23 protein-coding genes are annotated in these 22,899 nt (G+C 43.9%); 17 read left to right on the forward strand and 6 right to left on the reverse strand.

Annotation, left to right across the window (positions count from 1 at the left end; genetic code table 11):
* Window positions 1-273: 273 nt before the first annotated feature.
* Complete coding sequence (locus RA086_RS06940) at window positions 274-1,980, reverse strand: NFACT RNA binding domain-containing protein (protein ID WP_308704429.1); 1,707 nt, start codon at window positions 1,978-1,980, stop codon at window positions 274-276.
* Window positions 1,981-2,321: 341 nt separating this feature from the next.
* Between RA086_RS06940 and RA086_RS06945 the strand changes: the two genes are divergently transcribed.
* The 8 genes from RA086_RS06945 (at window position 2,322) to RA086_RS06980 (ending at window position 8,966) form a co-directional block, all read left to right on the forward strand.
* Entirely contained in the window at window positions 2,322-2,744 is a 423-nt protein-coding gene (locus RA086_RS06945) for a MarR family winged helix-turn-helix transcriptional regulator (RefSeq protein ID WP_308703112.1), read from the forward strand.
* A 92-nt stretch (window positions 2,745-2,836) separates the two neighbouring features.
* On the forward strand, window positions 2,837-3,703 hold the full coding sequence (locus RA086_RS06950; RefSeq protein ID WP_308703113.1) for a DegV family protein: 867 nt from the start codon (window positions 2,837-2,839) through the stop codon (window positions 3,701-3,703).
* A 2-nt stretch (window positions 3,704-3,705) separates the two neighbouring features.
* On the forward strand, window positions 3,706-4,137 hold the full coding sequence (locus tag RA086_RS06955) for a GNAT family N-acetyltransferase (protein ID WP_308703114.1): 432 nt from the start codon (window positions 3,706-3,708) through the stop codon (window positions 4,135-4,137).
* Window positions 4,138-4,216: 79 nt separating this feature from the next.
* Window positions 4,217-4,963, forward strand: a complete 747-nt coding sequence (locus RA086_RS06960; RefSeq protein ID WP_308703115.1) for a DUF975 family protein — start codon at window positions 4,217-4,219, stop codon at window positions 4,961-4,963.
* 191 nt (window positions 4,964-5,154) lie between these two features.
* Window positions 5,155-6,933, forward strand: a complete 1,779-nt coding sequence (locus RA086_RS06965; RefSeq protein WP_308703116.1) for a hypothetical protein — start codon at window positions 5,155-5,157, stop codon at window positions 6,931-6,933.
* A gap of 86 nt (window positions 6,934-7,019) precedes the next feature.
* Window positions 7,020-7,745, forward strand: coding sequence for a hypothetical protein (locus RA086_RS06970; RefSeq protein WP_308703117.1), 726 nt, complete (start codon window positions 7,020-7,022; stop codon window positions 7,743-7,745).
* A 93-nt stretch (window positions 7,746-7,838) separates the two neighbouring features.
* Window positions 7,839-8,126: an RNA-binding protein gene (locus tag RA086_RS06975; protein WP_308703118.1), complete on the forward strand. Its 288-nt coding sequence runs from the start codon at window positions 7,839-7,841 to the stop codon at window positions 8,124-8,126.
* A gap of 66 nt (window positions 8,127-8,192) precedes the next feature.
* Window positions 8,193-8,966, forward strand: coding sequence for a DUF4931 domain-containing protein (locus RA086_RS06980; RefSeq protein ID WP_308703119.1), 774 nt, complete (start codon window positions 8,193-8,195; stop codon window positions 8,964-8,966).
* A gap of 50 nt (window positions 8,967-9,016) precedes the next feature.
* On the opposite strand, the gene RA086_RS06985 is transcribed toward RA086_RS06980, so the two are convergent.
* The gene (locus RA086_RS06985; protein ID WP_308703120.1) at window positions 9,017-9,361 is read right to left on the reverse strand and encodes a hypothetical protein; all 345 of its coding nucleotides are present in this window, start codon (window positions 9,359-9,361) and stop codon (window positions 9,017-9,019) included.
* 153 nt (window positions 9,362-9,514) lie between these two features.
* Here RA086_RS06985 and RA086_RS06990 point away from each other — a divergent pair, with 153 nt between their 5' ends.
* The 3 genes from RA086_RS06990 (at window position 9,515) to RA086_RS07000 (ending at window position 11,065) form a co-directional block, all read left to right on the forward strand.
* Entirely contained in the window at window positions 9,515-9,847 is a 333-nt protein-coding gene (locus RA086_RS06990) for a hypothetical protein (RefSeq protein WP_308703121.1), read from the forward strand.
* Window positions 9,848-9,868: 21 nt separating this feature from the next.
* Complete coding sequence (locus RA086_RS06995) at window positions 9,869-10,177, forward strand: DUF960 domain-containing protein (RefSeq protein WP_308703122.1); 309 nt, start codon at window positions 9,869-9,871, stop codon at window positions 10,175-10,177.
* A 162-nt stretch (window positions 10,178-10,339) separates the two neighbouring features.
* Complete coding sequence (locus RA086_RS07000; RefSeq protein ID WP_308703123.1) at window positions 10,340-11,065, forward strand: DUF1003 domain-containing protein; 726 nt, start codon at window positions 10,340-10,342, stop codon at window positions 11,063-11,065.
* 2 nt (window positions 11,066-11,067) lie between these two features.
* Here the strand turns inward: RA086_RS07000 and RA086_RS07005 are convergent, their stop codons facing one another.
* Window positions 11,068-11,925, reverse strand: coding sequence for a DUF368 domain-containing protein (locus RA086_RS07005; protein ID WP_308703124.1), 858 nt, complete (start codon window positions 11,923-11,925; stop codon window positions 11,068-11,070).
* Between the two features lie 199 nt (window positions 11,926-12,124).
* Between RA086_RS07005 and RA086_RS07010 the strand changes: the two genes are divergently transcribed.
* Window positions 12,125-13,474, forward strand: a complete 1,350-nt coding sequence (locus RA086_RS07010) for an amino acid permease (protein WP_308703125.1) — start codon at window positions 12,125-12,127, stop codon at window positions 13,472-13,474.
* A 36-nt stretch (window positions 13,475-13,510) separates the two neighbouring features.
* Here the strand turns inward: RA086_RS07010 and RA086_RS07015 are convergent, their stop codons facing one another.
* The 3 genes from RA086_RS07015 to RA086_RS07025 form a co-directional block, all read right to left on the reverse strand.
* Complete coding sequence (locus RA086_RS07015; RefSeq protein ID WP_308704430.1) at window positions 13,511-13,840, reverse strand: hypothetical protein; 330 nt, start codon at window positions 13,838-13,840, stop codon at window positions 13,511-13,513.
* Window positions 13,841-13,962: 122 nt separating this feature from the next.
* Window positions 13,963-15,561: an L-lactate permease gene (locus RA086_RS07020; RefSeq protein ID WP_308703126.1), complete on the reverse strand. Its 1,599-nt coding sequence runs from the start codon at window positions 15,559-15,561 to the stop codon at window positions 13,963-13,965.
* A 23-nt stretch (window positions 15,562-15,584) separates the two neighbouring features.
* Window positions 15,585-16,934 carry a hypothetical protein gene (locus RA086_RS07025; RefSeq protein ID WP_308703127.1) on the reverse strand — a complete coding sequence of 450 codons (1,350 nt, stop codon included), beginning with the start codon at window positions 16,932-16,934 and terminating at the stop codon, window positions 15,585-15,587.
* A 542-nt stretch (window positions 16,935-17,476) separates the two neighbouring features.
* On the opposite strand from RA086_RS07025, the gene RA086_RS07030 reads away from it, so the two are divergent.
* The 5 genes from RA086_RS07030 to RA086_RS07050 all read left to right on the forward strand — a co-directional run bounded on the left by RA086_RS07030 (window position 17,477) and on the right by RA086_RS07050 (window position 22,876).
* Complete coding sequence (locus tag RA086_RS07030; protein ID WP_308703128.1) at window positions 17,477-17,896, forward strand: MarR family winged helix-turn-helix transcriptional regulator; 420 nt, start codon at window positions 17,477-17,479, stop codon at window positions 17,894-17,896.
* A gap of 236 nt (window positions 17,897-18,132) precedes the next feature.
* Complete coding sequence (locus tag RA086_RS07035) at window positions 18,133-18,834, forward strand: IspD/TarI family cytidylyltransferase (RefSeq protein ID WP_308703129.1); 702 nt, start codon at window positions 18,133-18,135, stop codon at window positions 18,832-18,834.
* 1 nt (window position 18,835) lies between these two features.
* The gene (locus tag RA086_RS07040) at window positions 18,836-19,861 is read left to right on the forward strand and encodes a ribitol-5-phosphate dehydrogenase (RefSeq protein ID WP_308703130.1); all 1,026 of its coding nucleotides are present in this window, start codon (window positions 18,836-18,838) and stop codon (window positions 19,859-19,861) included.
* The gene (locus tag RA086_RS07045; RefSeq protein WP_308703131.1) at window positions 19,849-20,958 is read left to right on the forward strand and encodes a CDP-glycerol glycerophosphotransferase family protein; all 1,110 of its coding nucleotides are present in this window, start codon (window positions 19,849-19,851) and stop codon (window positions 20,956-20,958) included. Before RA086_RS07040 ends, RA086_RS07045 begins: the two co-directional genes overlap by 13 nt.
* A gap of 28 nt (window positions 20,959-20,986) precedes the next feature.
* Window positions 20,987-22,876: a CDP-glycerol glycerophosphotransferase family protein gene (locus RA086_RS07050; protein WP_308703132.1), complete on the forward strand. Its 1,890-nt coding sequence runs from the start codon at window positions 20,987-20,989 to the stop codon at window positions 22,874-22,876.
* The last annotated feature ends 23 nt before the right edge of the window (window positions 22,877-22,899 follow it).

Consider the following 22,899-nt stretch of genomic DNA (forward strand, 5'->3'; position numbering starts at 1 on the left):
GGACCTGTCCTGACTTTTGATGCTGCTTATTTGTATCAAATTAATGCACAGAGCCTAGTTTAGTAAATTTTAGTAAATAACAATTAAATGTAATTTATTTGAGCGAACGGTTAGCTTTAAAAGTAGGTTGATTGAAATCGTGTGACTAATTTGAAGGGTGCGAACTATGGCGACAGCCAATGAACTATTATGATTAGTTGCAACATCTCAGTATTATAATTGGACAAAAAAATGCCAACGACTCAACCCTGAGGGCCGTCATTGGCATTTGCGTTACTTTTTTGGCATTAATCGATCAACTAAATTGGCATCTGGTGAGACGTATAAGGTCTTTTGGCCTTCATAGATGACAAATCCGGGTTTAGCACCGTTGGGTTTGCGAATACGTTTCACTTGGACATAATCGACGGGAACTGTCGCTGAGTCCCGTGCCTTGGAGAAATAGGCAGCCAAGTTAGCGGCTTCCGTTAAGGTTTGTTCACTGGGGTCAGCACTGTGAATAATCACATGTGAACCAGGAATCTTTTGCGTATGCAACCAAATATCAGTTTTACGAGCCGTTTTTAAGGTTAACTGATCATTTTGACGGTTGTTTTTACCAACTGAGATCTCAGTGCCATCACTGGCAAAAAATTGTTGTGGCTGACTTGGCTTGCGAGAGGCCCGATGCTTTTTCTTGGTCTTTCGTTGTTTCAAGTAACCTTGTTGCGTTAATTCTTCACGAATTTCAGCAATGTCAGCTGGAGCGGCTAATTCAATCTGCGTTTGGACATTATCCAAATAATCGATTTCGGCCTGTGTCAAATCAATCTGTTCACCAACGTAGATCACCGCGTTTTTTTGCTTCTGATAACGTGAAAAGTATTTTTGCGCATTACGTGATGGTGAAAGCTGATTTGATAATTGAATTTTTAACGGAGCATTATCGTGATAATAATCGGGTAACATAATTTCAGTCATACCACGCTTAACTTCATGCAAATAGGTCGTCAAGATCTCACCCTTTAGGCGCAGCTCATCTGCCTGTTTGGTGTTGGCAAGTGTTTTTTGTAGCTTTTTCAGTTTGTTCCGATTTTTCTTGAGATCATTTTTGACCACGCGAACCAGGTTACCGGCTTGTTGTTGAACGCGTTCCCGCTGAGCAGCATCTTGATAATAGAAATCCAATAGGGCACTCAGTGAGGCGAACTGCCGCCGCTGTTCACCAAAATCGGTGAAAGGACCAGCTGCGAACATGGTTTTATGATTGCTCAAAGTGATCAAGGTTGGTTGCGGATGATCAAATTGTGCTAAAAAGGCTTGATAATGTTGCGCTAGGTCACCTGGTTGATGTAAATCCGCGGCTAATTGACTAGCACTGTCACGACCGAGACCTTGATAGTGCTGTTGCAATTGTTGCGCCAAGACGGTTTGATTAGGAAATTGTTGCACCAAAGCTTGATAGTCCTGGTTGGCCGTAAATGGGTCAAGTTTGTCTTGCTTAGGTGGTTCAATATAAGTTGCTCCTGGCAATAATAACCGGTAACGGTTTTGGTCCGCACCGACGTGTTTGATCACATCTAAGATCTTACCAGTTTGATTGTCCACTAAAATGACGTTACTGTGTCGAGCCATGATTTCAATAATGAGTGTCAAAGTTTCGGCGTCGCCGAGTTCATTACGAGTGGTAATCGTAAAATGAACGACGCGGTCATTGGCTGGTTGGTCGATGGCTGTGATGATCGCACCTTGCAAATATTTACGCATCATCATTGCAAAGTTCGTTGGCACCGCCGGATTAACATAAGGAATTTGGGTCACTTGCACACGCGGGTAGGTGGGATCCGCCGAGAGCAAGACTGGCCAATTCTGACCGTTGGCGCGAACGGTCATGATTAATTCGTTTTGGTAGGGTTGATGAATTTTTGAAATTCGCCCGCTGACTAAATTATGTTGTAGTTCAGTGACCATGGCATGGGTAAATAGGCCATCAAAAGACATGTGATCACTCGCTTTCATTGTGATAGAATCGTTTTTGACTGCTAAAAGTGCAGTCAACCTTTACTAGTATACCGTGGGATTGGACCCGGTGCAAAAGAAGCGGTCGCTGGACTGAGGCGAAGTTTTAACTGGCGAGTCGTTGCTGACAAGTTTGGTGAAAGTTGTCAGATAGATTCCCACAGAGATGCATAAGCTTGCCAGTTATGCTTAGCGTTGAATCAAAGTAACTTAATGTTATATGCAATAACGGCTGGAACAATCTATTGAGCGAAAATACTTTTCATTATTCGCTCCCATATTGTATAATACAATATGAATTGAAACTTTTGGGAGGGTCCAGCATGAAATCGAGTTTAGCAGCTTTGGCGGCCACCGCCAAACAACAAACCGTGGTATTGAAACAAATTACTAAAGCTCAGGGGGTAACGGTTGCGGAATGGCAACTTTTAGCCCAGTTATTAGCGGGTTTTAATACGCAAGAAAAGTTAGCCGCTGAAATGCAGTTAGACACTTCGACACTGAGTCGGCAATTAGCCAGTTTAGTGAAGAAGGAAAAGTTAAGTAAAGAGGCGGTTGGTCGTGATCGTCGGCAACTGATCTACACCGTAACACCCGCGGGAACCACGGCGGTTTCAGGGATCAATCAAGCCTACAATGACTACGAATCTGCCGTTTTTGACAAATGGCCACAAGATGAACAAAACTTGCTGCGTATTTTGTTGAATCGCTTGAACAAATCAGTTGACCGTACCTTGGTCGGTTAAGCTTATTTATAGCGATTATGACATGCTGGAGGCCGGTACCGTTTTATGCTATGATAATGAGTATTATTTTAGATGAGAAGTAGGTGTATGTCATGAAGATTGCTGTTGTTACTGACAGCACCAGCTATTTGACACCGCGAGAAGTGGCTGACAACGATATTCATGTTGTGCCGATTCCGGTGATCATAGATGGCAAAGTGTATCAAGAAGGCGTCGATATTACGACGGAAGACTTCTATGCGAACATGCGAACGTTCAAGTCGTTTCCAAGCACGTCACAGCCGCCAGTTGGGGAAATGATCGAATTTTATAATAAATTGGGCGATGAAGGCTATGATGCGGTGATTAGTATTCACCTTGCGAGCACGATTTCAGGTTTCTACAATAGTCTTGAAAATATGCGCGACCTGGTGACTAATATCAAACTTTATCCGTATGATTCTCAAATCACGGTTCGTTTGATGGGGTACTTAGCGTTAGAAGCGGCTCGGATGGCTAAAGCTGGTCATACCGTTGAAGAAATCATTGCGCGCTTGGACGAGTTACGTTCAACCATGGGTGAATATTTCATTGTGGACGATCTGCAAAATCTCGTTCGTGGGGGTCGTTTATCCAATGCTTCAGCGTTTATTGGTAGTGTTTTGAGAATTAAGCCAATTTTGACCTTCAACGAAAAACATGAGATCGTTGCTTTTGAAAAAGTCCGTTCTACTAAAAAGGCCATCGCCCGTGTGGAGCAATTATTTGCTAAAGCTCAAGCTGAGATTAAATATCCGTTACGTGCAATTATTGTGCAAGGTAATAATTTGGATGCCGCCCAGGCTTGGAAAGCTAAATTGCAACAAAAATATCCGGACATGCCAATCGACATTACTCATTTTGGCCCAGTAATTGGGACGCATTTAGGTGATAAGTCGCTGGCATTAGCTTGGTTGAAAGATATTGACAAGGCATATTAATCATGGAATATCAATTTTCTAAATCACCCGCTAATCGGGCGGCGGCTTACGCTTTACGACAAGCAGTATTTGTGGAAGAGCGTGGCATTGATGCGACGGTCGAATTTGATGACAAGGATAATGATGACCGGTTGTATGTTGTCGCTTATGCAGCACCAAATTTTCCGGTTGCGACGTTGCGTTTGGAACCGCAGGCTGAGCAGGTAATGCGTTTTGGCCGAGTTTGTACCCGTAAGGTCTATCGCGGGCATGGGATTGGACAAAAATTATTAACGGCCGCCGAGGTTTGGTCGCAAAAGCACGGCTATACACAAGGGCTCATTCATGGCGAAGTGACGGCGCAAGGTTTTTATGAACGTTGTGACTATCAAGTTATTGCGGGACCCTATGATGAAGATGGGGCACCGGTAGTCGTGATGACTAAAAAGTTTTAGTTTTGAAGTGGGTACGGCCGGTGTCGTTCCCACTTTTGTTAATGGGGAAATTATTATTTTAAGAGAGCTGAGGAATGGTATGAAAACACGTGGTGAATTAAAACAAGAGGTAAAGCAATTATTTAAAGGACGTTGGAAACAAGCTATTTTACTCTGTATTGTGGTGAGCTTATTGTCGATGTTTGGGGTAATGGCACAATACTCACAACGCGCTAGTGGTCAAACGAACACTAAAGCTGATTATTCATGGATCAATCGCATGGCTGACTTCAGCTGGCGAGATTTATCAGTCATGGCAGGCGTTGTGATCGTCGTGTTACTCATCCAATTAGCTTTTTATCTGATTGTAAAGATTTTCATGACGGGAACGGCTTATTCGATGCTCGATTGGGTCCGCAATCCAGAACGTGAGATTCATCCGGTCAGTGATTCGACGATTGGTTTCACGAAGCAATATGCTTGGCAGATCGTTGGTTTACAAATTTTACAATCAATCATGGTCTTTCTGTGGGGGTTACTCCTAGTTGTTCCAGGAATTATTAAAGCCTTCGCTTACTCACAAACTTTTTATGTGTATAAGGATCTATTAGCTGCCACACCAGCCGGTCACGCTCGGCCACGGCTACTAGAAGCAATTACTCGCAGTCGGCAATTGATGAAGGGGCATAAGTTTGAATACTTTGTCTTGCAACTAAGTTTTATTGGTTGGGCGATTGCCAGTGCGCTGACACTTGGAATTGGTCAACTTTGGCTGACACCTTATCGTTATGGGGTATTTGCTAATTATTATGATAATTTAGTGGCTTTGGCAGCTGAGAAGGCTTAATCAATTGTTAAGGATAAAATACTTTGGTGAAAATCAAAGTATTTTTTATTATTTTATAATTGTTAACGATTACATTGTCAAAATAACATATCCAAATGCGTAGAACTATTTTATACTACCTAAAGAGGTTCAATAAGGTGTCTCATCATGTGAGATTAATTGGGCTAAAAAGGTGGAGGGTTTTAAGAACAATGGGAAATCAATTAAGAAAGTATCGTCAACCGACCGCGATTTGTTTGGGGCTGATTGTGTTGGCATTTTTATCAACGTATCCGGCTTTTACCGGTCATTTTTTTGCGATCAATAATGATGGTGATATTCATTTAGCCCGTTTAGAAGCTTTATATCAAGCTTTTAAAGTGGGCCATTTACCGAGTTTAGTCAATTTCATTGGCTTTGGTCACCAAGGCATTGCCATGACGGCCATGTACCCTTGGCTAACCTTGATGATTTTTGTTATCCCGCGGTTCTTATTCCAAAGCCCAATGTTGGGATTAGCGGTTGGCTTTTTCCTGCTTAATCTTTTCACTGTTTTAAACAGTTATTTTTTGATGAAACGTTTAAGCCAGAATAAATTAGCAATTTGGTTTGGGGTGATTCTATACCAATTTAATGCCTATCATTTCCAGCTGATGTTTACGCGTGTCGCATTAGGGGAAGCCTTCGGTTATGCTTTTTTACCGTTGATTTTTCTGGGCTTATTTGGCATTTGGCAACATGATCGTCGTGGATTACTTTGGCTAGGCTCAGGGATGGGATTGGTCGCTAATTCGCACGTGCTGTCTTTAGTCATGTTTGTGATTTTACTTGTGCTGGTTGAACTTGTTCGGCTGATTCAACGTAAGCTAACTTGGGTTGAGTTGCGTTCGATTCTGTGGTCAGCGGTGTTAGCGCTGTTGATGGCAAGTTATTCGCTAATAAATATGGTGACCTGGCTTTTAAACAATCACATGGTTTCACCAACACCATCACTGATTGCGTTAGACCCAGCTAATGCTTTTACCCGGATCTTAAATAACACGATCATTGAGTCATCACAGGGAGCCCATATGGGTTTGGCGGTTAGCTTGATCATGTTATTGTTGGTCATTGCATTGTTCACGAAGCCTATTGGGCGTTGGCAAGTTTGGACACTGGCTGGGCTCAGTATTTTCGTTCTCGCCCAAAATTGGTTACCGTGGGTGATTTTTGCCAATACTCCCTTGCAGTATTTTCAATTTACGATGCGTTTGTTAACAATCGTCGCGTTATTTTTGACGATTGGCTGGGTACTACTTCTAGATCAACAAGGCTGGCATCGGCGTGCTGTTACCATATTTTATAGCTTGTTTGTCATTCTGATTGGGGCTGGTGGACTTTATCAATATCACCAACAAGTTCGGCAGAATTACCAATGGGCTTTGAATCATAGTCAGCGCCCCGGTTTCAGTACCAGTCCAGAAGCGGCCAAATTACATTATTTAACTGGCAAAAACTATTTGGCAAACGTTAATGTCATGACCATGGCCGATTACCATTTGAAAAAACAAGCCGGTGGTCCCAAAATCACCGCACAAGAGAAACTCGATTTGCATTTGGCAAGCCGCTTAAATCGTTTAACAGTCGCATTTGATAACACAAAGGCCGCTCAATTTAAGCATGCCAAAGCAACGGATCAACAAGTCTCATTTGAGTTCTATCAGAAACACGCGCAAGCGGTTAAATTGCCAGTAGTTGGTTATCAGCAAGTCAACTATCAAGTTAAAGTGAATCAGCAGGTTGTGACTTACCAACACGTTGCCGGACAGTTACAAGTGAAGCTACCAGCAGGTAAGAGTCAAATCGTGGTTTCAGTGGCCCATAGCACCCGTCACGCGGGTTGGTTGTGGCTGTCGGTAATAGTTGGACTATTGACAACCGCGGCTATCTGGATTGATCCCAAACGATTGTGGTCAACCTTGAAGCGACACTCAAGGGTCCAAGCACAATGATTAATGGTTTTATGACACAAGCGCTCACGACAAGTGCTTAAAAATATGGTAAACTTGCGGAAGCAAGAAAGGAAGTGCGATAGTTAATGCCTGAACAACAGCCGACGCGAATGTCTCGCTTAAAAGCGCGACAATCAGCGAAGGGTCAAAAACGATCAGCGGACAAAGCACCAAAAACACCTAAGACGCCGCAGTCGCCAAAGACGCCTAAATCGCCGAAGAAAAAACGTCATCTCTCGTTATGGTTATTGGCTTTAATCGTGATCGCGCTTGGTGGCACGATTGTTTATTTTGTCAAAGCGTCTACGGACCAAGACTTAGTTGAAACAACAAGCTCATCAAGCAGTAGCAGTTCACGTAAAAGTTCATCATCATCAAAAAAGAAAAGCTCTAAGAAAAAATCAACTTCAAAGGATTCGAGTACGACTAGTGAAACGACCGCCGACACGAACACTTCTGTGAGTGACGGGGGGACTAATGCTGGTACCAACACGACTGACAATGGGACGAACCAGGGTACAAGTCAAACGACGACCACTGGTGGTAACACGACCAGTCATAATACGACGACCACCGCTGGCAACGGCTCATCCAGTGCGACGGCTCAAAGCAGTCAGTCAAGCACCGCACAAAGTTCGGCTAACAGCACTAGTAGTAATTCAGCTAGTGGCAGTAGCACGACCACGAGTGGTAATTCTAAGGATTTCAGTACGCTAGATGAAGCCACGAAATACGGCCAATCACATTCTGGTAATTACACGATCAAAAATGGTGATGGTAATGGTACTTACTATACTGTCACCACGGAATAAGTGGTACCGGCCTTAAAAATTCACGATGGCCCTTGGCTTTTCACGTCAAAATCGGTATGATTGAGATAAAGTTTATGAATCGGAGTGGTGGGATTGAATCGCAATGTTGAAGTAAAATATCCAGCAATCTTTCGCGATGAAGGCACCTATTGGGATGTTCGTTTTCCAGATGTGCCCGCGGCGCAGACCTTTGGCGCCAGTGTACAGGTCGCTGCCGATAACGCAGCTAATGCGCTGGCAGTGGCTTTATTCGAACAGGACCCACCGCAAGCCTCAAACCCACAGTATTGGCGGTTAGCGTCAACTGAGTTTGTGGTTTGGATCACGATGGCCGATGTTGAATTCGGTCCTGGCGCGGATACACCGAAACCTATGGCTTAAATGATGATGAGAACGGTTTGCCAATTTGGCAGGCCGTTCTTTCGTCTATGAAAGGATCCTAGTTAAATGCAAGCACATCCATTAGTTTTTGATACCAAAATCGCTAAAGGCAAACCGGAGAATATCCGGCACCCACATAATGAGTGTCCCTTTTGCGAACCCAGTCAGTTAACCGATATATTGGCTCAAACCGATGATCGTATTTGGTTACTGAACAAGTTTCCAACGCTGCAGGCCACGTGGCAAACCATTATTATTGAAACGCAAGATCATTTGGGGGACATTGCGACCTATTCACCAGCAAAAAATCGGGCCATCTTTGCTTTTGCGCTTAAACATTGGCAAGCTACGATTGCTAGTGACCGTTTTAAATCAGTGTTATTGTATAAAAATTTTGGCCCACACTCTGGTGGCAGCTTACGACATCCACATATGCAAATTGTTGGGCTACAAGATGTTGACGGTTATGCCAATTTGACGCCTGCTAATTTGAGCGGGTATCCGATCGTTACAACGCGTAATTTAAGTGTGACGGCATCTGATCAACCCATTATGGGCTTTGTCGAATTTAATGTGAGTGCGGCGTGGGCCGATGTTGACGAGTTAGCGGATGCAGTCCAAAAAATTGTTCAATATACCCTAAATGATTACTTTAACGGGCGCTGTGACAGTTACAATTTATTCTTCTATCCGGTCGGGGACCGAGTCGTCTGTAAAATCGAACCGTTATTCAATGTTTCGCCTTATTACATTGGTTATCGTCTATCACAAGTAGATACGCCGGAACGGATGCGAGAAATCGCCGCTGCAGTACGACAACGTTTTGATCAAAAAGCCTAATGAAGCGAAAAAATAAGCTGAACACCGGTTGTTCCGGGTCAGCTTATTTTTTAGTCGGTCGTAGAATCAGGGTTTGGTTGAGCGGTCGAAGCAGGATCGAGGTCGGCTTTAATCGCCTCAATTAAGGCTGTCCGTTGATCAAGATCGTCATCGCATTCAAAGAATGCCCCTAATGGTTGGGCGAGGAGCTTTTTGCCGGTGTCCATGTAACGGCAGTCATAACTAGTCAGTGAATAGTGCGTCGCATCATCCACTTGAGCCACGACACAGCCTTGCGCCGCCTTATGACTTTCATCGGTGAACTCAACGGCATATACGATACAGTCGGTATGTTTATTGGCTTGATAGATTTGGATACTTTTGGCGATATTACTCGCAATATCGGTTAATTTCATTTTCGACACCTCATTAAAAATTATAACGATTATTGCGGGGTAACGCTAGTCTGAATTAAGCTTGAGAGCGGTTCAAGTTTAGTCAATATGGTATGATAATTAATGAAGAAGTGAGCCAAATCGGCTTAATGTAGAAGAGTGGAGGAATGTCACGTGCAAAACTTAATTCCAGGTGATATGCTGGAGGTCAATCAGAAGTTAAAGTGGGAACTGGATTCCGGTGTCAAAGCTGACGAGAGCAGTGTAATTCATGACGCCCTGTTAGCCGGGACACAGTACTTTGTGGATGAAGCCCTTGAAGGCAGTTACTGGACGGTCAAATGGGATGCGTCCCAGCAAAATGTCGATATTTACGGGACGGATGACACCGTGGTCGGGGCCATTAAGCCAACCGGGGCCAGTCTTGAGGCAGACTTTCGGCAGGATGCTCAAGGCTTGTTTATCCGTATCGAAAAAGAAGTGGCGGTCGTCGTTCGTAATAATTAGGTTAGAAGTGAGGTGGCAACGATGTTTAATCAAAATGGAGAACGTTATGCAACTTTTGGCTTGGTGGCGAAATTGCCAAGTGAGGTCATTGACGGCATTTGGGACGTAATTGATGATGATCTACGTGGCGTGGTCAAACTACCACGGGTCTTACAATTTGCGTTGATTGCGCGGCATGGCCAAGTGACCGTGGTATTCGATGATCATCAGGACTCGATTTTTGAATTTGACTTGCCATTTGATTATCAGCGCAGCTTTCCGGAAACCGTGGCAGTCTTAGATGACGGTCAAAATCAAACGATGATGTTAATGGCAGAATTAAAGGCCTAACTAACTTGGTCGCAACAAGAAGTGAGTCTGGCGACAGGCTCTTTTTTGTTGCCTTGAAAAATAGCCGAGTTTGTTTGCTCAATGAGCCTCCCTTGGCAAATCGTCGTTTTTTACCGTGAGGACGCCTATAATCAAGGCATTCAGACCAAAGGAGTGAGCATTATGCCAAAAACGGCTCAGTGCCTCGTTGATCATGCTACCTATGATATGGTCGATGGGATGACTTTAAGGGAGTTAGATCAGCAATTACAAACCGCGATTCACCAAGCTTATCCGGCGGCGACGCCCACCTCGTTCATTTGTAGTGAACATTTGGTAGGGTATCGGATGCAAAAGATGGATCGCATGGTTGCGAAAGATTATCAACAAAACAAAAAAATTAATCATCGTTTGACACAAATTATGCAGAAAAACACGTATCAAGTCGTCGATGTGAACCGCCAATTAGAAAACTCGCTGACATTTGGTCAACGAGTGGCGGATGCAGTGGCACGATTTGGCGGGAGCTGGGCGTTCATTATTTCATTTGTCAGTGTCATGTTACTTTGGATGCTGATCAATGTCGTCCAACTATTTGGGATGCGTTTTGATCCCTATCCCTTTATTTTATTGAACTTATTCTTGAGCATGGTTGCCGCGATTCAAGCACCGTTGATCATGATGAGTCAGAATCGAGCGGCAGAATATGACCGGTTACAAGCCGTCAATGATTTTCGCGTCAACTCCAAGTCTGAAGAAGAGATTCGTGTTTTGCATACCAAAGTGGATCATTTGATCCAACAAGATGAACCTAATATGCTGGAGATCCAAAAGATGCAGACTCAAATGTTGGGTGAGATTCAAGCCCAAGTCAATGAGCTGCGCCGCTTACAAGCCCGGCACCACTAAGGCTATTTATACTTCTGTTCTAAGCGGCTCATCCAATAGCCGAGCGCAATCCCAACGATTAGTGCCAGGGCACTGAGGAGTAACGTGGCACTCGTCACGCCAGCGTAGGAGATACTTTCGGCTGCCTTGGGGTTGGGGACTAGAATAAGAATCGTACTAGCGACGACGATGCCTAAGATAAAGTGATAGACTCGTGAATGGAACCGGTGGATCAAATATTCCATCCCTTTAGAAAAGAGGACCATCGCGAGTGCCCCGCCAATGGCAATCGGTAAGTACACGCCAACTAGGTCAAGTCGTTTAAAGCCGGTTAACATTGGCGTAAACAGGCCTAAAATCAGTAATAAGTTGGAGGGACTTAGGCCAGGAACCAACACACCTAAGGCAATGAGGACACCGGCAATCATGAAGCCTAAGAAATTAGCTGGAATTTGACCGAAAAGATCACTCATAAAAAATAGTAAGGTACCACTAATCAGGAGTGTGCCCAAGAACCAGAGCAGGTCGATCCGATCACGTGGCGCTTTGACGGTCGCCGTTTTAGCGAGGGCTGGCAAGGTACCGATGATGGCCCCAGCAAAGCCCCACAAAACGATGACTTGTGCATGAGCGAGTAAGTATTCTAACGGCGCCGAAAGTAAAGCGATTCCCACGATGCCACCCAGGCCGACTGGCACAAAATACCAGAAATCGCGTTTAAAGTTTTGGCGGAAGTGGGCCATAAACCCTAGCAGGCGTTCATAGATGCCTAAAATGGCGGCTAAGACCCCACCAGAGACACCAGGGAGAATGAAGCCAAGGGCAATGATAACGCCTTTAAAAAAGCGTTTGAGTGGGCCGTCGGTTGACTGAGTTTGCATAAGTAAGCTCCTTTGAGTTGACGTTAAAATTTAAGTAGCCTAAACATATCAAATCTAGGGCTGTAAAGCAATTGAAATCAGTTGAAATCGCGGTTCTGAGTGGAATTCATTTGCTCGGAACGGCTTTTTAGCTTAAAATGGGCTAATATGAAAATACCTGTGGTTTTATGAAAATAATGATCAAGAGAGTTGAGGACTTATGGAAGATCAACACCTAGTACGAAAGTTAAAGCGGCGACATGTGCAGATGATTGCGCTTGGTGGTGCCATTGGGACGGGATTGTTTCTCGGTTCTGGTGCCGCCATCAAGCAAGCTGGCCCATCGATTTTACTCGCGTACGCCATCGGGGGCTTTTTTTGTTACTTGATGATGCGGGCGTTAGGTGAATTATTACTGTCAAATACGAAACTGCATTCATTCTTAGAATTTATTAATTTATATCTAGGCAAGAAGTTTGAATTTGCGATTGGCTGGACTTATTGGCTTTGCTGGATCAGTCTCGCGATGGCGGACTTAACCGCCAGTGGGATCTATATTCGCTACTGGTTCCCTTGGATTCCGCAGTGGGTCACGCCACTGGTCATTATCTTGATTCTGCTGATCTTTAATTTGCTATCGGTCAGTGCCTTTGGTGAGTTAGAGTACTGGTTCTCCATGATCAAAGTGGTCGCCATCATTGCTTTGATCGTCACTGGTGCGATTTTAATTGGGTCAGCAGCGCAAGTCGGTGGTCAGACCGTTACGATGAGTAATCTCGTTCAGCACGGCGGCTTTTTCCCCAAAGGACTGGGGGGCTTTTTGACATCATTCTCGTTAGTGATCTTTGCGTTTACGGGAATCGAAATGGTCGGAATTACGGCTGGAGAAGCGGAAAATCCGGAAAAAGAGTTACCGCGAGCGATCAATAGTTTGCCGATTCGAATCTCATTTTTCTATGTTGGGGCACTGTTTGTGATTATGTCGATCTATCCTTGGAACCAAATCACGACGACTCAATCGCCCTTTGTGCAAGTTTTCAGTGATATTGGGGTCAAAGCGGCTGCCAGTATTATCAACTTTGTCGTTTTGACCGCGGCATTATCGGCTTGCAACAGCGCGATTTTTAGTACGAGTCGTACGTTGTTCACGCTGGCGCATGGTCAGAATGCGCCTAAATGGATGGGCAAGGTCAATCGTTACAACGTGCCGGCACGTTCATTGCTGTTTTCATCAGTCATCTTATTAGTAATCGTGGTCTTAAATTACGTGATTCCTAGTACGATCTTTACGCTGATCTCAAATGTGGCCACCACCAATTTCATCATTGTGTGGTGTTCGTTATTGGTTTGCCACTATGTTTACAAGCGTACGGCGGATAGTCGCCATAATCCATTCAAATTACCCTGGTTCCCATTATCTAATGTAGCGACCCTCTTGTTCTTTATTGCGGTTACGGTGATCTTATGTTTTGATGCCGTCAATCGTTGGGCCGTGATCGGTTCATTGATCTGGTTTGTGGGGCTCTTGTTAGTAGAGACAGGGATGCGTCGTCATCAGGTGAACTTATAAACAAAAAAACGCTGCGGAATAGCTTTCCGGAGCGTTTTATTTTGGCGTTTTGAGGGCTTGTTCAATTTTAGCGGTGGCTTTAAGTAAGACCGTTTCATCACTCAAGGCCATCAAACGGTGTTTCATGATGATTTCGGGCGTCAAAGCCGCATAAACGGCCGCAGCAGTTAACCAGCAAGTTGTCGCTTGATCGTCGTCGGCCTGTAACAACGTATAGCCGTCACTATCATCGACATAAACTTGAAACCCAATTCCCAGCTGGGCTTGTAACCGTTTGGCGTAGCGCTGATACAAGGCCCGATTAGCGACTGGGTCACTGGTTGGACCAAGCATACGCGGCCCCAGTTGGAGATTAGGGACTAACATGACTTTCAATTTTAAAACCTCCTAACGACGAGAACCTAGCTTTATTTTAACTTAAAATTAGGCTGATTGCTGTGTGCAATTGGGATTAAAAAAGTCTGGGAAGCTAGTCCCAGACTTTTACGTTAGACCAAGGTCATTAAAACTAAGCCGGCTAAGCCAATCAGTGCCGCATAACCCAGTGCTGGCAGAATGGTTTGTCGTAGAATCGCGCCTTCTTGACCATTCAAGCCAACGACCGAGCTGACTGCGACAATATTATGGACGCAGATCATATTTCCGGCGGCCGCCCCAATTAATTGTGCCGGTAATACGATGGGTTGGTTTAATTGAGCGTTGCTTGCAATGTCGGCCTGAATTTGGGCAAAAGTTAAAGTTGAGACCGTGGCGCTTCCTGTGACGAAGGAGCCTAGTTCGCCTAAGAATGGGGCGATAATGATCCAGATGCCGGCCAAATATTTAGCCACAAACTTGGCGATATACATTGGCATACTTGGTAACTTGCCGGCATTAAGCCCGGAGTTGGTAAAGACTTGAACCATGATCAGGGTCACGATCAACGCAAGGGCCGTGCCACCCATTGAACTAACGACTTTTTTTGCCGTCGGAGCTAAGGGCTTTAAGGATCTGGCCTGAACGAGTAACCCAATGATGGCGGCTAAGGCTAATATCGTACCCGGCGAATACAGGAACTCCCAATCGGAACTAATCGTTTTGAAGCCTAAAATATGTTCCCAAGATAGATTCAACGTATTGGTCAGAAAATTCTTTAGTGGCTGCCAAACACGCGTTGTGAGTAGCAAGACCACGACCAGTAAGTAGGGAAACCAAGCTTTGAGCAGAGACATTTCGGTTTTAGGGTCAGTTGTCGCCGGTTGGGCGGCTGCCGTGGCGACTTGCCAAGGCGTTTCGCGGACGGCTGCGGGTAGCAACCAATGCTGACGGATGCTGACAATTGCGACGATTAGGGTGCCAAGTGGTGCCAGAATGGAAATAAACTCATAACCAATCAGCCAAGCACTCAATAGCGCAATACTACTGTAAACCAAGCCAATTAATAAGGCCCATGGCAGGACGTTCAGCCATTGTTTGAAACGATGCTCGGCTGGACCAAAGCCTAGAATCAAGATGAGAATCAATACCGCTGGCATGAGGGCCCCGACAAATAGATCAAGTTGCGTCACCCGTAAGCCGATTTGATTTAACAAACTAGCTTTTTCGGTGACGTTACTCAGCCCGACCGTTAAAGGTGTCCCGACGGCGCCAAATGCCGCGGGCGTTGAATCCGCGACCAGGGCCAAAATAACGGCAGCCATGGGGGAGAAGCCTAGTGCAATGAGTAACGGTGCGGTGACCATCGCCGGCGTCCCAAATCCAGAAACCCCTTCGATCAAGCCGCCAAACAGAAAGGCGACTAGGACCGTTTGAAGGCGCATGTCGGCGGAAAGTGCTTTGAAGCCTTGGTTGATACGATCAATGGCGCCCGTATGCCGGAGACTATTTAACATTAAAAGTGCCCCAAATAAAATCCATAAAATTGGTAAGGATTTGTGCAAGGCTTGAAGGATGGAAGCCCCCAGTACAGCTGGCGACAATTTCCAAAAGAAATAACCGGTGATGATGACCACGACAGCACTAATACTCATGCCACGGGTGGCTGGCAGATTGAACCCGCCAAGTAGGATTAACGGTAAAATAATTGCGGCTAACGCAACAAAAATCATAAAACAGCCTCCTTTTTAAGGTGCTAATGTGACGGATGCAGACGATCAAAATAGGGCTGACCATAAATGGTCACAAGTGAGAGTAATAACGAAATCAGTAATAATGGCCACGCCACGCCGTGTAAGTAAGTTAATTTTAAACTGGCACTGCTTGGATTGAAAAAGGCCATGAGTCGCAAATGTTGTCCGGCACTGACAGTAACTAAGGCGCCAAATAGGCAAAGTTGACAAAGCAGACCGCCATATGTGGAGAAACGATACTTATTAATAATGGCTAAATCTGGATCGGCTTTGTCCGCGTGGTAGACGCTCATGTTGAGTGCCGGATTTTCAAAACCGACATACAAGGCAATCAGCAGCAAGCCAGGCAGATATAAGACTGGCGATGTGGTTAAGGCGAGCAAATGTCCTAAAATAAGACCCCATTGTGCAAATTGCTTGCTGCGGGCTTCCAGCTGGTGACCCAAAGCAAGATAAAGTGGTCGACCGCCTTCAAAGCCAATTAAGTAGATGGCAAAGATAAAGTACATCCCATTTTTGCCCAAGATAAAGTAGCCAAAGAAGCTATTGAATAGCAAGACGAAACTAACCAAAAAGCCCCGATTTACGAGCCGTAACTTATTAGCTGGCATCGCTTGCCAGTCAGCAGCTAATTCAAGATTCAATAAGATGATTGCAATGAGTACAAGGCCTAAAACGTACGGTAAGGCAATTGCTAAGTTGATTTTCCGCAATAATGTTAGTAATCCCATTAGGGCAAAGAAAGCAACGAAAACCAGCACGCGCCAAGGCTTGATTGGTTGTCGGGCAACCGTATTTTGAGAATCGTAAAAGGCCAGTGAAAAGCTATTCAATAAGTGGCCAGCGGGTAAGGCTGCCAGGAAAAGCCCCCCTAAGATCACGAAGGCTAAGCGGTAATGCAGATCAAAACTAAAGTCAGCCACGAAGAGTAGTCCCAGAACGGCAAAAATCAGCCAGTAGAGCCGTTTTAGTTTGAAATCGGTATTGGTAGTCAAATGTAGCTTAAGCGTGAGGTAGTAAGGCCAAATCGTCGCTGAAGTATAGCCGAGACATAAGGCACCGAAGATGAGCCAAGGTAAGCTGGTAGTCACGCTATAAATAGCGCTACCAATGACGCCCAACCAAAGACACAACAGTAAGTAAGTGCTGGCTTTTAAATTAAGCCGTTTGGTTGAAAAAATACTGGCTGCACGGGCGACGTAAAAGACAATAATGGCAATTAAATAAGTTGTACTGTGAGTCTGTTGATACTTGAACAAGATCAACACGTAGGGGAGGACGATTCCGATGTTTGCCAAAAAGTTTAGGGTCGCAATTGAAAAATCCAACCAAGAATTCCGTAATTTAGACAATAATTTCACACACCATTCCGTTAGTTTCCTAACGCTAAGTATAGCAAGTTATCCTGGTAAATGCTGTAAAAGTGACCAATTGATGGCGGATGAAGTAGGACTTTACAAGGTAGTCCTGGTTGCGTATGCTTGGCGTTATGTTGAAAAATAGAATCAGCAATCAATAAGACTTTCAGGGTACATAAATAGTATCATGTTACTTTAACTAAAAACAATTTATAAAATAACCCTAGCAACCAGCTTAACTGCAACCCTGTTAAAAATACCAACCAGTCAAGGGGTTATTTTATTACCACCTGAGTCACTGATGAGCGATAGAATCAGTAATATTAAACAGTTAACAAATAAATTGCACCGGTAGTTGTCAGCATCCATGACGATTACCGGTGCTTTTTGAAGTCAAACGAACGGACATTAGTTATGATAGAGGCGTAAAGGTTAACTCGTTGAACTGTTTGAATTTAATTGTTAACAATTAAATTGTCTCGTAGGGATAAATGATTTATAATAATAATGACAATCAAAGGAGGGCCCCAGTCACCATGCGTAAATTAGAAGACCACTTTTGCTTTTTAATGTATGTTACATCCCGCGCCATTCAACGGGCCTATCAGCCTGAATTGGCCGCGCAAGGATTAACTTACCCGCAGTATCTTGTTTTAGTTTTGTTAGATGAACACCCTGATTTAACCGTTAAATCAGTTGGAAATTGGTTAGATCTAAGTACTGGCACCGTGACACCATTACTTAAACGAATGGACGAAGAAGGTTTAATCACGCGTCAACGTAGTCAAGCAGATGAACGGCAAGTTAGTGTTAATTTGACCGTTGCTGGCCGAAAAAAGCGTGCGACCGTCAGTGAAGTACCAGAATTGCTATTGGATCGTGGTGAGTTAAGTGATGAAGAGTGGCAAACACTAAGTCATTTAACACACAAGTTAATGATGAATCTCAAAAGTTAAAGTCTTTTCAAAAAGGTCTCTGCCAGCTAATGTTGGCAGAGATTTTTTAATATCCTGACGATTATCTGGCATTTGATTGTGAAGATGTTTCTGGTAAAAATGGGGTTGCTTCAGCTGATTATTTGTTAATTTGTCTGGTTATCGTCAAAGTTTACTCACATTATCCGGCAAAAAGGTCAAAAATTTTCTTTATGCTTAGGATAACTAATTTGAACCAAGAATGGAGTAATGCTGATATGATCTATGCACAAATTTTAGCCGGAGGTAAAGGGACTCGTATGGGAAATGTGCCCATGCCAAAACAATTTTTATCATTGGCTGACAAACCAATCTTGATTCATACGATTGAAAAATTTGTCTTGGAGAGTCGTTTTACGGCAATTCTGGTGGCTTGTCCCCAAGATTGGCTGAGCCATACTCAAGATTTGATCAAAAAATATATTACTGATGATCGTGTTCAGGTGGTCATCGGCGGTGCTGAACGCAACGAAACTTTGATGAACGGCATTGCATATATTCATGAACACTATGGTGAACATGATGATGACATTATCGTCACACATGATGCCGTGCGGCCATTCGTTACCGGACGGATTATTAACGATAACATCGAAGCCGCTTTAAAACATGCGGCGGTCGATACGGTTGTCGCAGCAATTGATACCATTGTGCAAGGCACCTCTGAGGAGATTGAAACAATTCCACTGCGATCAACGATGTTTCAGGGCCAGACGCCTCAAAGTTTCAATATTAAAACATTAGTTAGTTCGTACAATAGTTTATCTAACCAGCAACGGGCGACCTTATCCGATGCTTGTAAAATCGTTTTGCTAGCTGGACATACCATTAAAGAAGTGCGTGGCGAAAACTTTAATTTCAAAATTACGACACCCTATGATTTACGCGTCGCGAATGCCTTAGTTGAAAGGAGGGGCTAAAATGCTCAACCAAGTTTATCGTTTAGTTGCCGCACGCCAATTTGAAGTACAGACCGTCGCCGAGACGGTGACTGCCAATGATCTAGTCATTCGGCCACGTTTCTTGTCGATTTGTCATGCAGATCAACGTTACTTCACTGGTAATCGGCCACAAGCAATCTTAAAACAGAAGTTGGCTATGGCCTTGATTCACGAAGGCGTTGGTGAAGTCGTTGAAGACCCACAGGGGGACTTTAAACCCGGCACACTGGTCACCATGATTCCCAATACACCTGCGGAAAAAGATCCCATCATTGAAGAAAACTATTTACCAACTTCAAAATTCAGATCCAGTGGCTATGACGGGTTTATGCAAGAATACGTCTGTCTGGCCCGTGATCGTGTCTTAAAATTACCAGAAAATTTCGATCCACAGATGTCAGCGTTTATTGAAATGATTTCAGTCGGCGTTCAAGGCTTGAGTCAGCTGGAAAATGTCATGGACGCGGATAACAAAGTTATTGGTATCTGGGGCGATGGTAATTTGGGCTACATCACTGCGGTACTCGTCAAGCAGCTTTTCCCGACCAGCCAGTTAATCATCTTCGGCCGGCACCAATCAAAATTAACTTACTTCTCATTTTCAGATCAAACTTATTTAGTCGACGAAATCCCGGCTGGACTACAGATCAGTCAAGCAATTGAATGTACCGGTGGTCGTGGCAGTGAACAAGCTATTGCTCAAATCATTGCACACTTACGACCCATGGGTACGGCGATTCTGATGGGTGTTTCAGAAGATCCAGTGGGAATCGATACACGTGATGTTTTAGCGAAAGGTATTACGTTACGGGGCACTAGTCGTAGTGGCCGGCAAGACTTTGAAAAGGCGATTGATATCTTAGCCGCCAGTCCTGTGACTCGTGAACGGTTGCAGAATCTGATTGGTTATACTTGTCAGGTCCATACGATTCAAGACATTATTAATTTTTTTGAGCACAATCTTACCAATTATTGGGGTAAGGCGGTGATGGAATGGGACGTTTAAAGACCTTAAAATTAAAGACGCTGCAAGTAAGCTTTAACTTGTTTTATCAAGGCTGCTATTATTTCACGCTTGGGCATCATCGGCAGGTGACTTTTGCGACCATGCGTAGTGCGCAATTAAATGGTAATTTAAAAGCGGTGTATCAAGAGTTTGAACAAGCCGGAACCCCTGGATTAAAAACACTTTGTTACCACTACGATCACTCATTTAAAAGTAAATTAGGATTTTTGTGGGCCTCATTACGGGCGTTAAAGGCCATTGCGACGTCGGAACTGTTTATCGTAGATGACTACTTTTTCCCACTTTATGCCATCAAAAAACATTCTAAAAATCAAGTCGTCCAATTATGGCATGCTTTCGGCACCTTGAAAAAGTTTGGGCTAAGCTTACCGCAAGCAGATCAAAATGTTTTAAAACCACATACAAATTATGATTGGGTATTCATTAACACCGAAGTCAATCAGGCGGCCTATGCTGAGGCGTTTGAAATTGAGAAAAGCCATATTCTAGCTACTGGTGAACCAATGATGGACGAACTGACGCGGCAACGACCAGAAACGCATGCAGGGCCGAAACGGTTACTCTATTCGCCAACTTATCGCCCAGGTAGTGATGGTGAACGTCGCGTGATCACCTATATTCGAGAATTTATTCAAGCAACACGTCACTTGTCAGAAGACTGGGAGATTTATATCTCATTGCATCCGTACTTGAGGTTACCAGAATTAGACCAGCCAACAAATGTCCATCTTTTTCAGAATGCGACCCGGGTGAAGACCCTGATGCCGACGATTGATTTATTTATTACGGACTATTCTTCCTTATCGCTAAATTTCAGTTACTTTGAGCGACCAATTCTGTTGTGGACGCCAGATTATCAAGATTATCTGAAAACAAGTGGTTTTTACGTTGATTATTATCACTATTTGGGAGCACCACATTTTGAGACCGCCAGCGCCTTAACTGCCTTCATCAATCAACAACTGCCAGCGTTAGACTTGGGATATGTCAAAACGTTAAAAGCTAAAACATTTCCCCATCAAGATGGGTTGAATAGCCATCGTGTGTATACTTTTTTGAATGAAAAATTAGGTTAATTAAACGAAGTAGGGAGCGCTTTTATCGATGTTACAACGAATGAAACGACTTGCACGACGACTCTTGTATGGTCGTCCACGCACTAATCAACCAACAACTGAAACTTTTGCCGATGAGCAGTCGGCCGAGACACCAACGTACTTAAATGAGCCACGCCAAGCAACTGAGGCGGAGTCCTTGATCAAACGTCAGGTGACGCGTTTAGAATTTAACAGCTCCTTTTTAGTCATAGAGGGGCAGGCGTACTTTGAAAGTTATCCGGAAAAAGACGCTGAACGGCTCATCAAAAGTCTGATCTTAGTCAGTGACCAGCAGGATGAAATTGAAATTCCACTCGTGAATCAAGCCAGTAACGACGAAAAGTATCCGGCTGCCGGCTACCGTGGCGCCCTCAACTTTTCGATCATCAGTGCGGGTAAACCATTGACGCCTGGGACGTATGAAATTAAATTACAATTAAAACAGTATCTGACAAAAGGTTGGCTTATCCGTCGTACCAGTTTGGGACAAATCGCCAATACGTCTCAGGACCTGAACTATACGACTAAAATGATGAGTTACACGGCCAAACGGAACAAATCCTATAGTTTGATTTTTCGGTATAATTTAGCTGCACAAGCCTTAAAAGTGACTTCTTATCAATTAAGTGAAATCGACCCTTCAGTCAACGATTTTTCAAATAATAATGAGGTAGATACCGCAGCATTACGCGCCATCAAACGTCGAGCACTCAAACTTTGGTATCGCTGGTATTGTTTGCATCCCATTCGGAAGAAGCAAATTTCATTTGTTTCCGATAGTCGAGTCTCAGTTTCAGGTAACTTTGAGTTTATTTATCAGGAGCTAAAAAAACGACAGACCGATTTCAAGATTTCGTTTTATCTTAAACCGAGTATTAAGGCCAAGAAGTCTTGGCAAGAGATTCGGACCCTAGCTAAAGCCTTAGCGACGAGTCGTTACATTATTTTGGATGACTTTTATCCGTTAGTCTACCCCTTGCATATCCGGGAACATGCGGATTTGATTCAGGTTTGGCATGCGGTTGGGGCTTTCAAGACATTCGGGTACAGTCGTTTGGGAATGCCAGGTGGGCCTAAGTTGCAATCTTTGAACCATCGGAACTATACTAAAGCGTTGGTCTCGTCACATAACATCGCCGATAAATATGTGGAAGGGTTTGGCGTCAGTGCGGATAAGATTGCGCCACTTGGGATTCCACGAACTGATATCTTCTTTGATGAACCAAAGAAAAAAGCAATTCGATCCCGGCTGGAAGAAGAATTACCCTTTATCAAAGGAAAAAAGGTGATCTTGTTTGCGCCAACTTTCCGTGGTAATGGCCAACAATCAGCTTATTATCCCTTTGAAATGTTAAACTTTAAGGAGATCTACGAAGCGTTACATGAGGATTACGTTTTCTTATTGAAGATTCATCCATTTGTGCAGAATCAACCGACGTTGCCTTATGAATATGCAGACTTTTATTATGATGTCTCAGATTATCGGGAAATTAATGATTTACTCTTAGTAGCAGATCAATTGATTACTGATTATTCATCTGTGTGCTTTGAATACGCCTTATTGAAGCGACCGATGATTTTCTTTGCTCCTGATTTGGCTGATTACATGCAGTCCCGCAGCTTTTATTTCGATTACTTTGATTTTATTCCGGGGACGTTGGCTGAGAATACCGGTGATTTAATCGCGCAATTGCAAAACCCAACTGTTAACCAAACAAAATTAGCTGGTTTTGTTAATTTCTTCTTCGATAATCTTGATGGTCAGTCATCCGCTCGCTTCGTGGATGCGCTGGAAAATCATTTTGGGGAAGACGAGACTAATGGCCCCACTGATACACCGGCAGTAGGTGAGGATGGTAAAGTCATTCCAAATTGGGGAAAACGTGCACGAAATTAGGACCATTAAATGATTAATGGTTA

The sequence above is a fragment of the Lactiplantibacillus brownii genome (assembly GCF_031085375.1).
Classification (GTDB): domain Bacteria; phylum Bacillota; class Bacilli; order Lactobacillales; family Lactobacillaceae; genus Lactiplantibacillus; species Lactiplantibacillus brownii.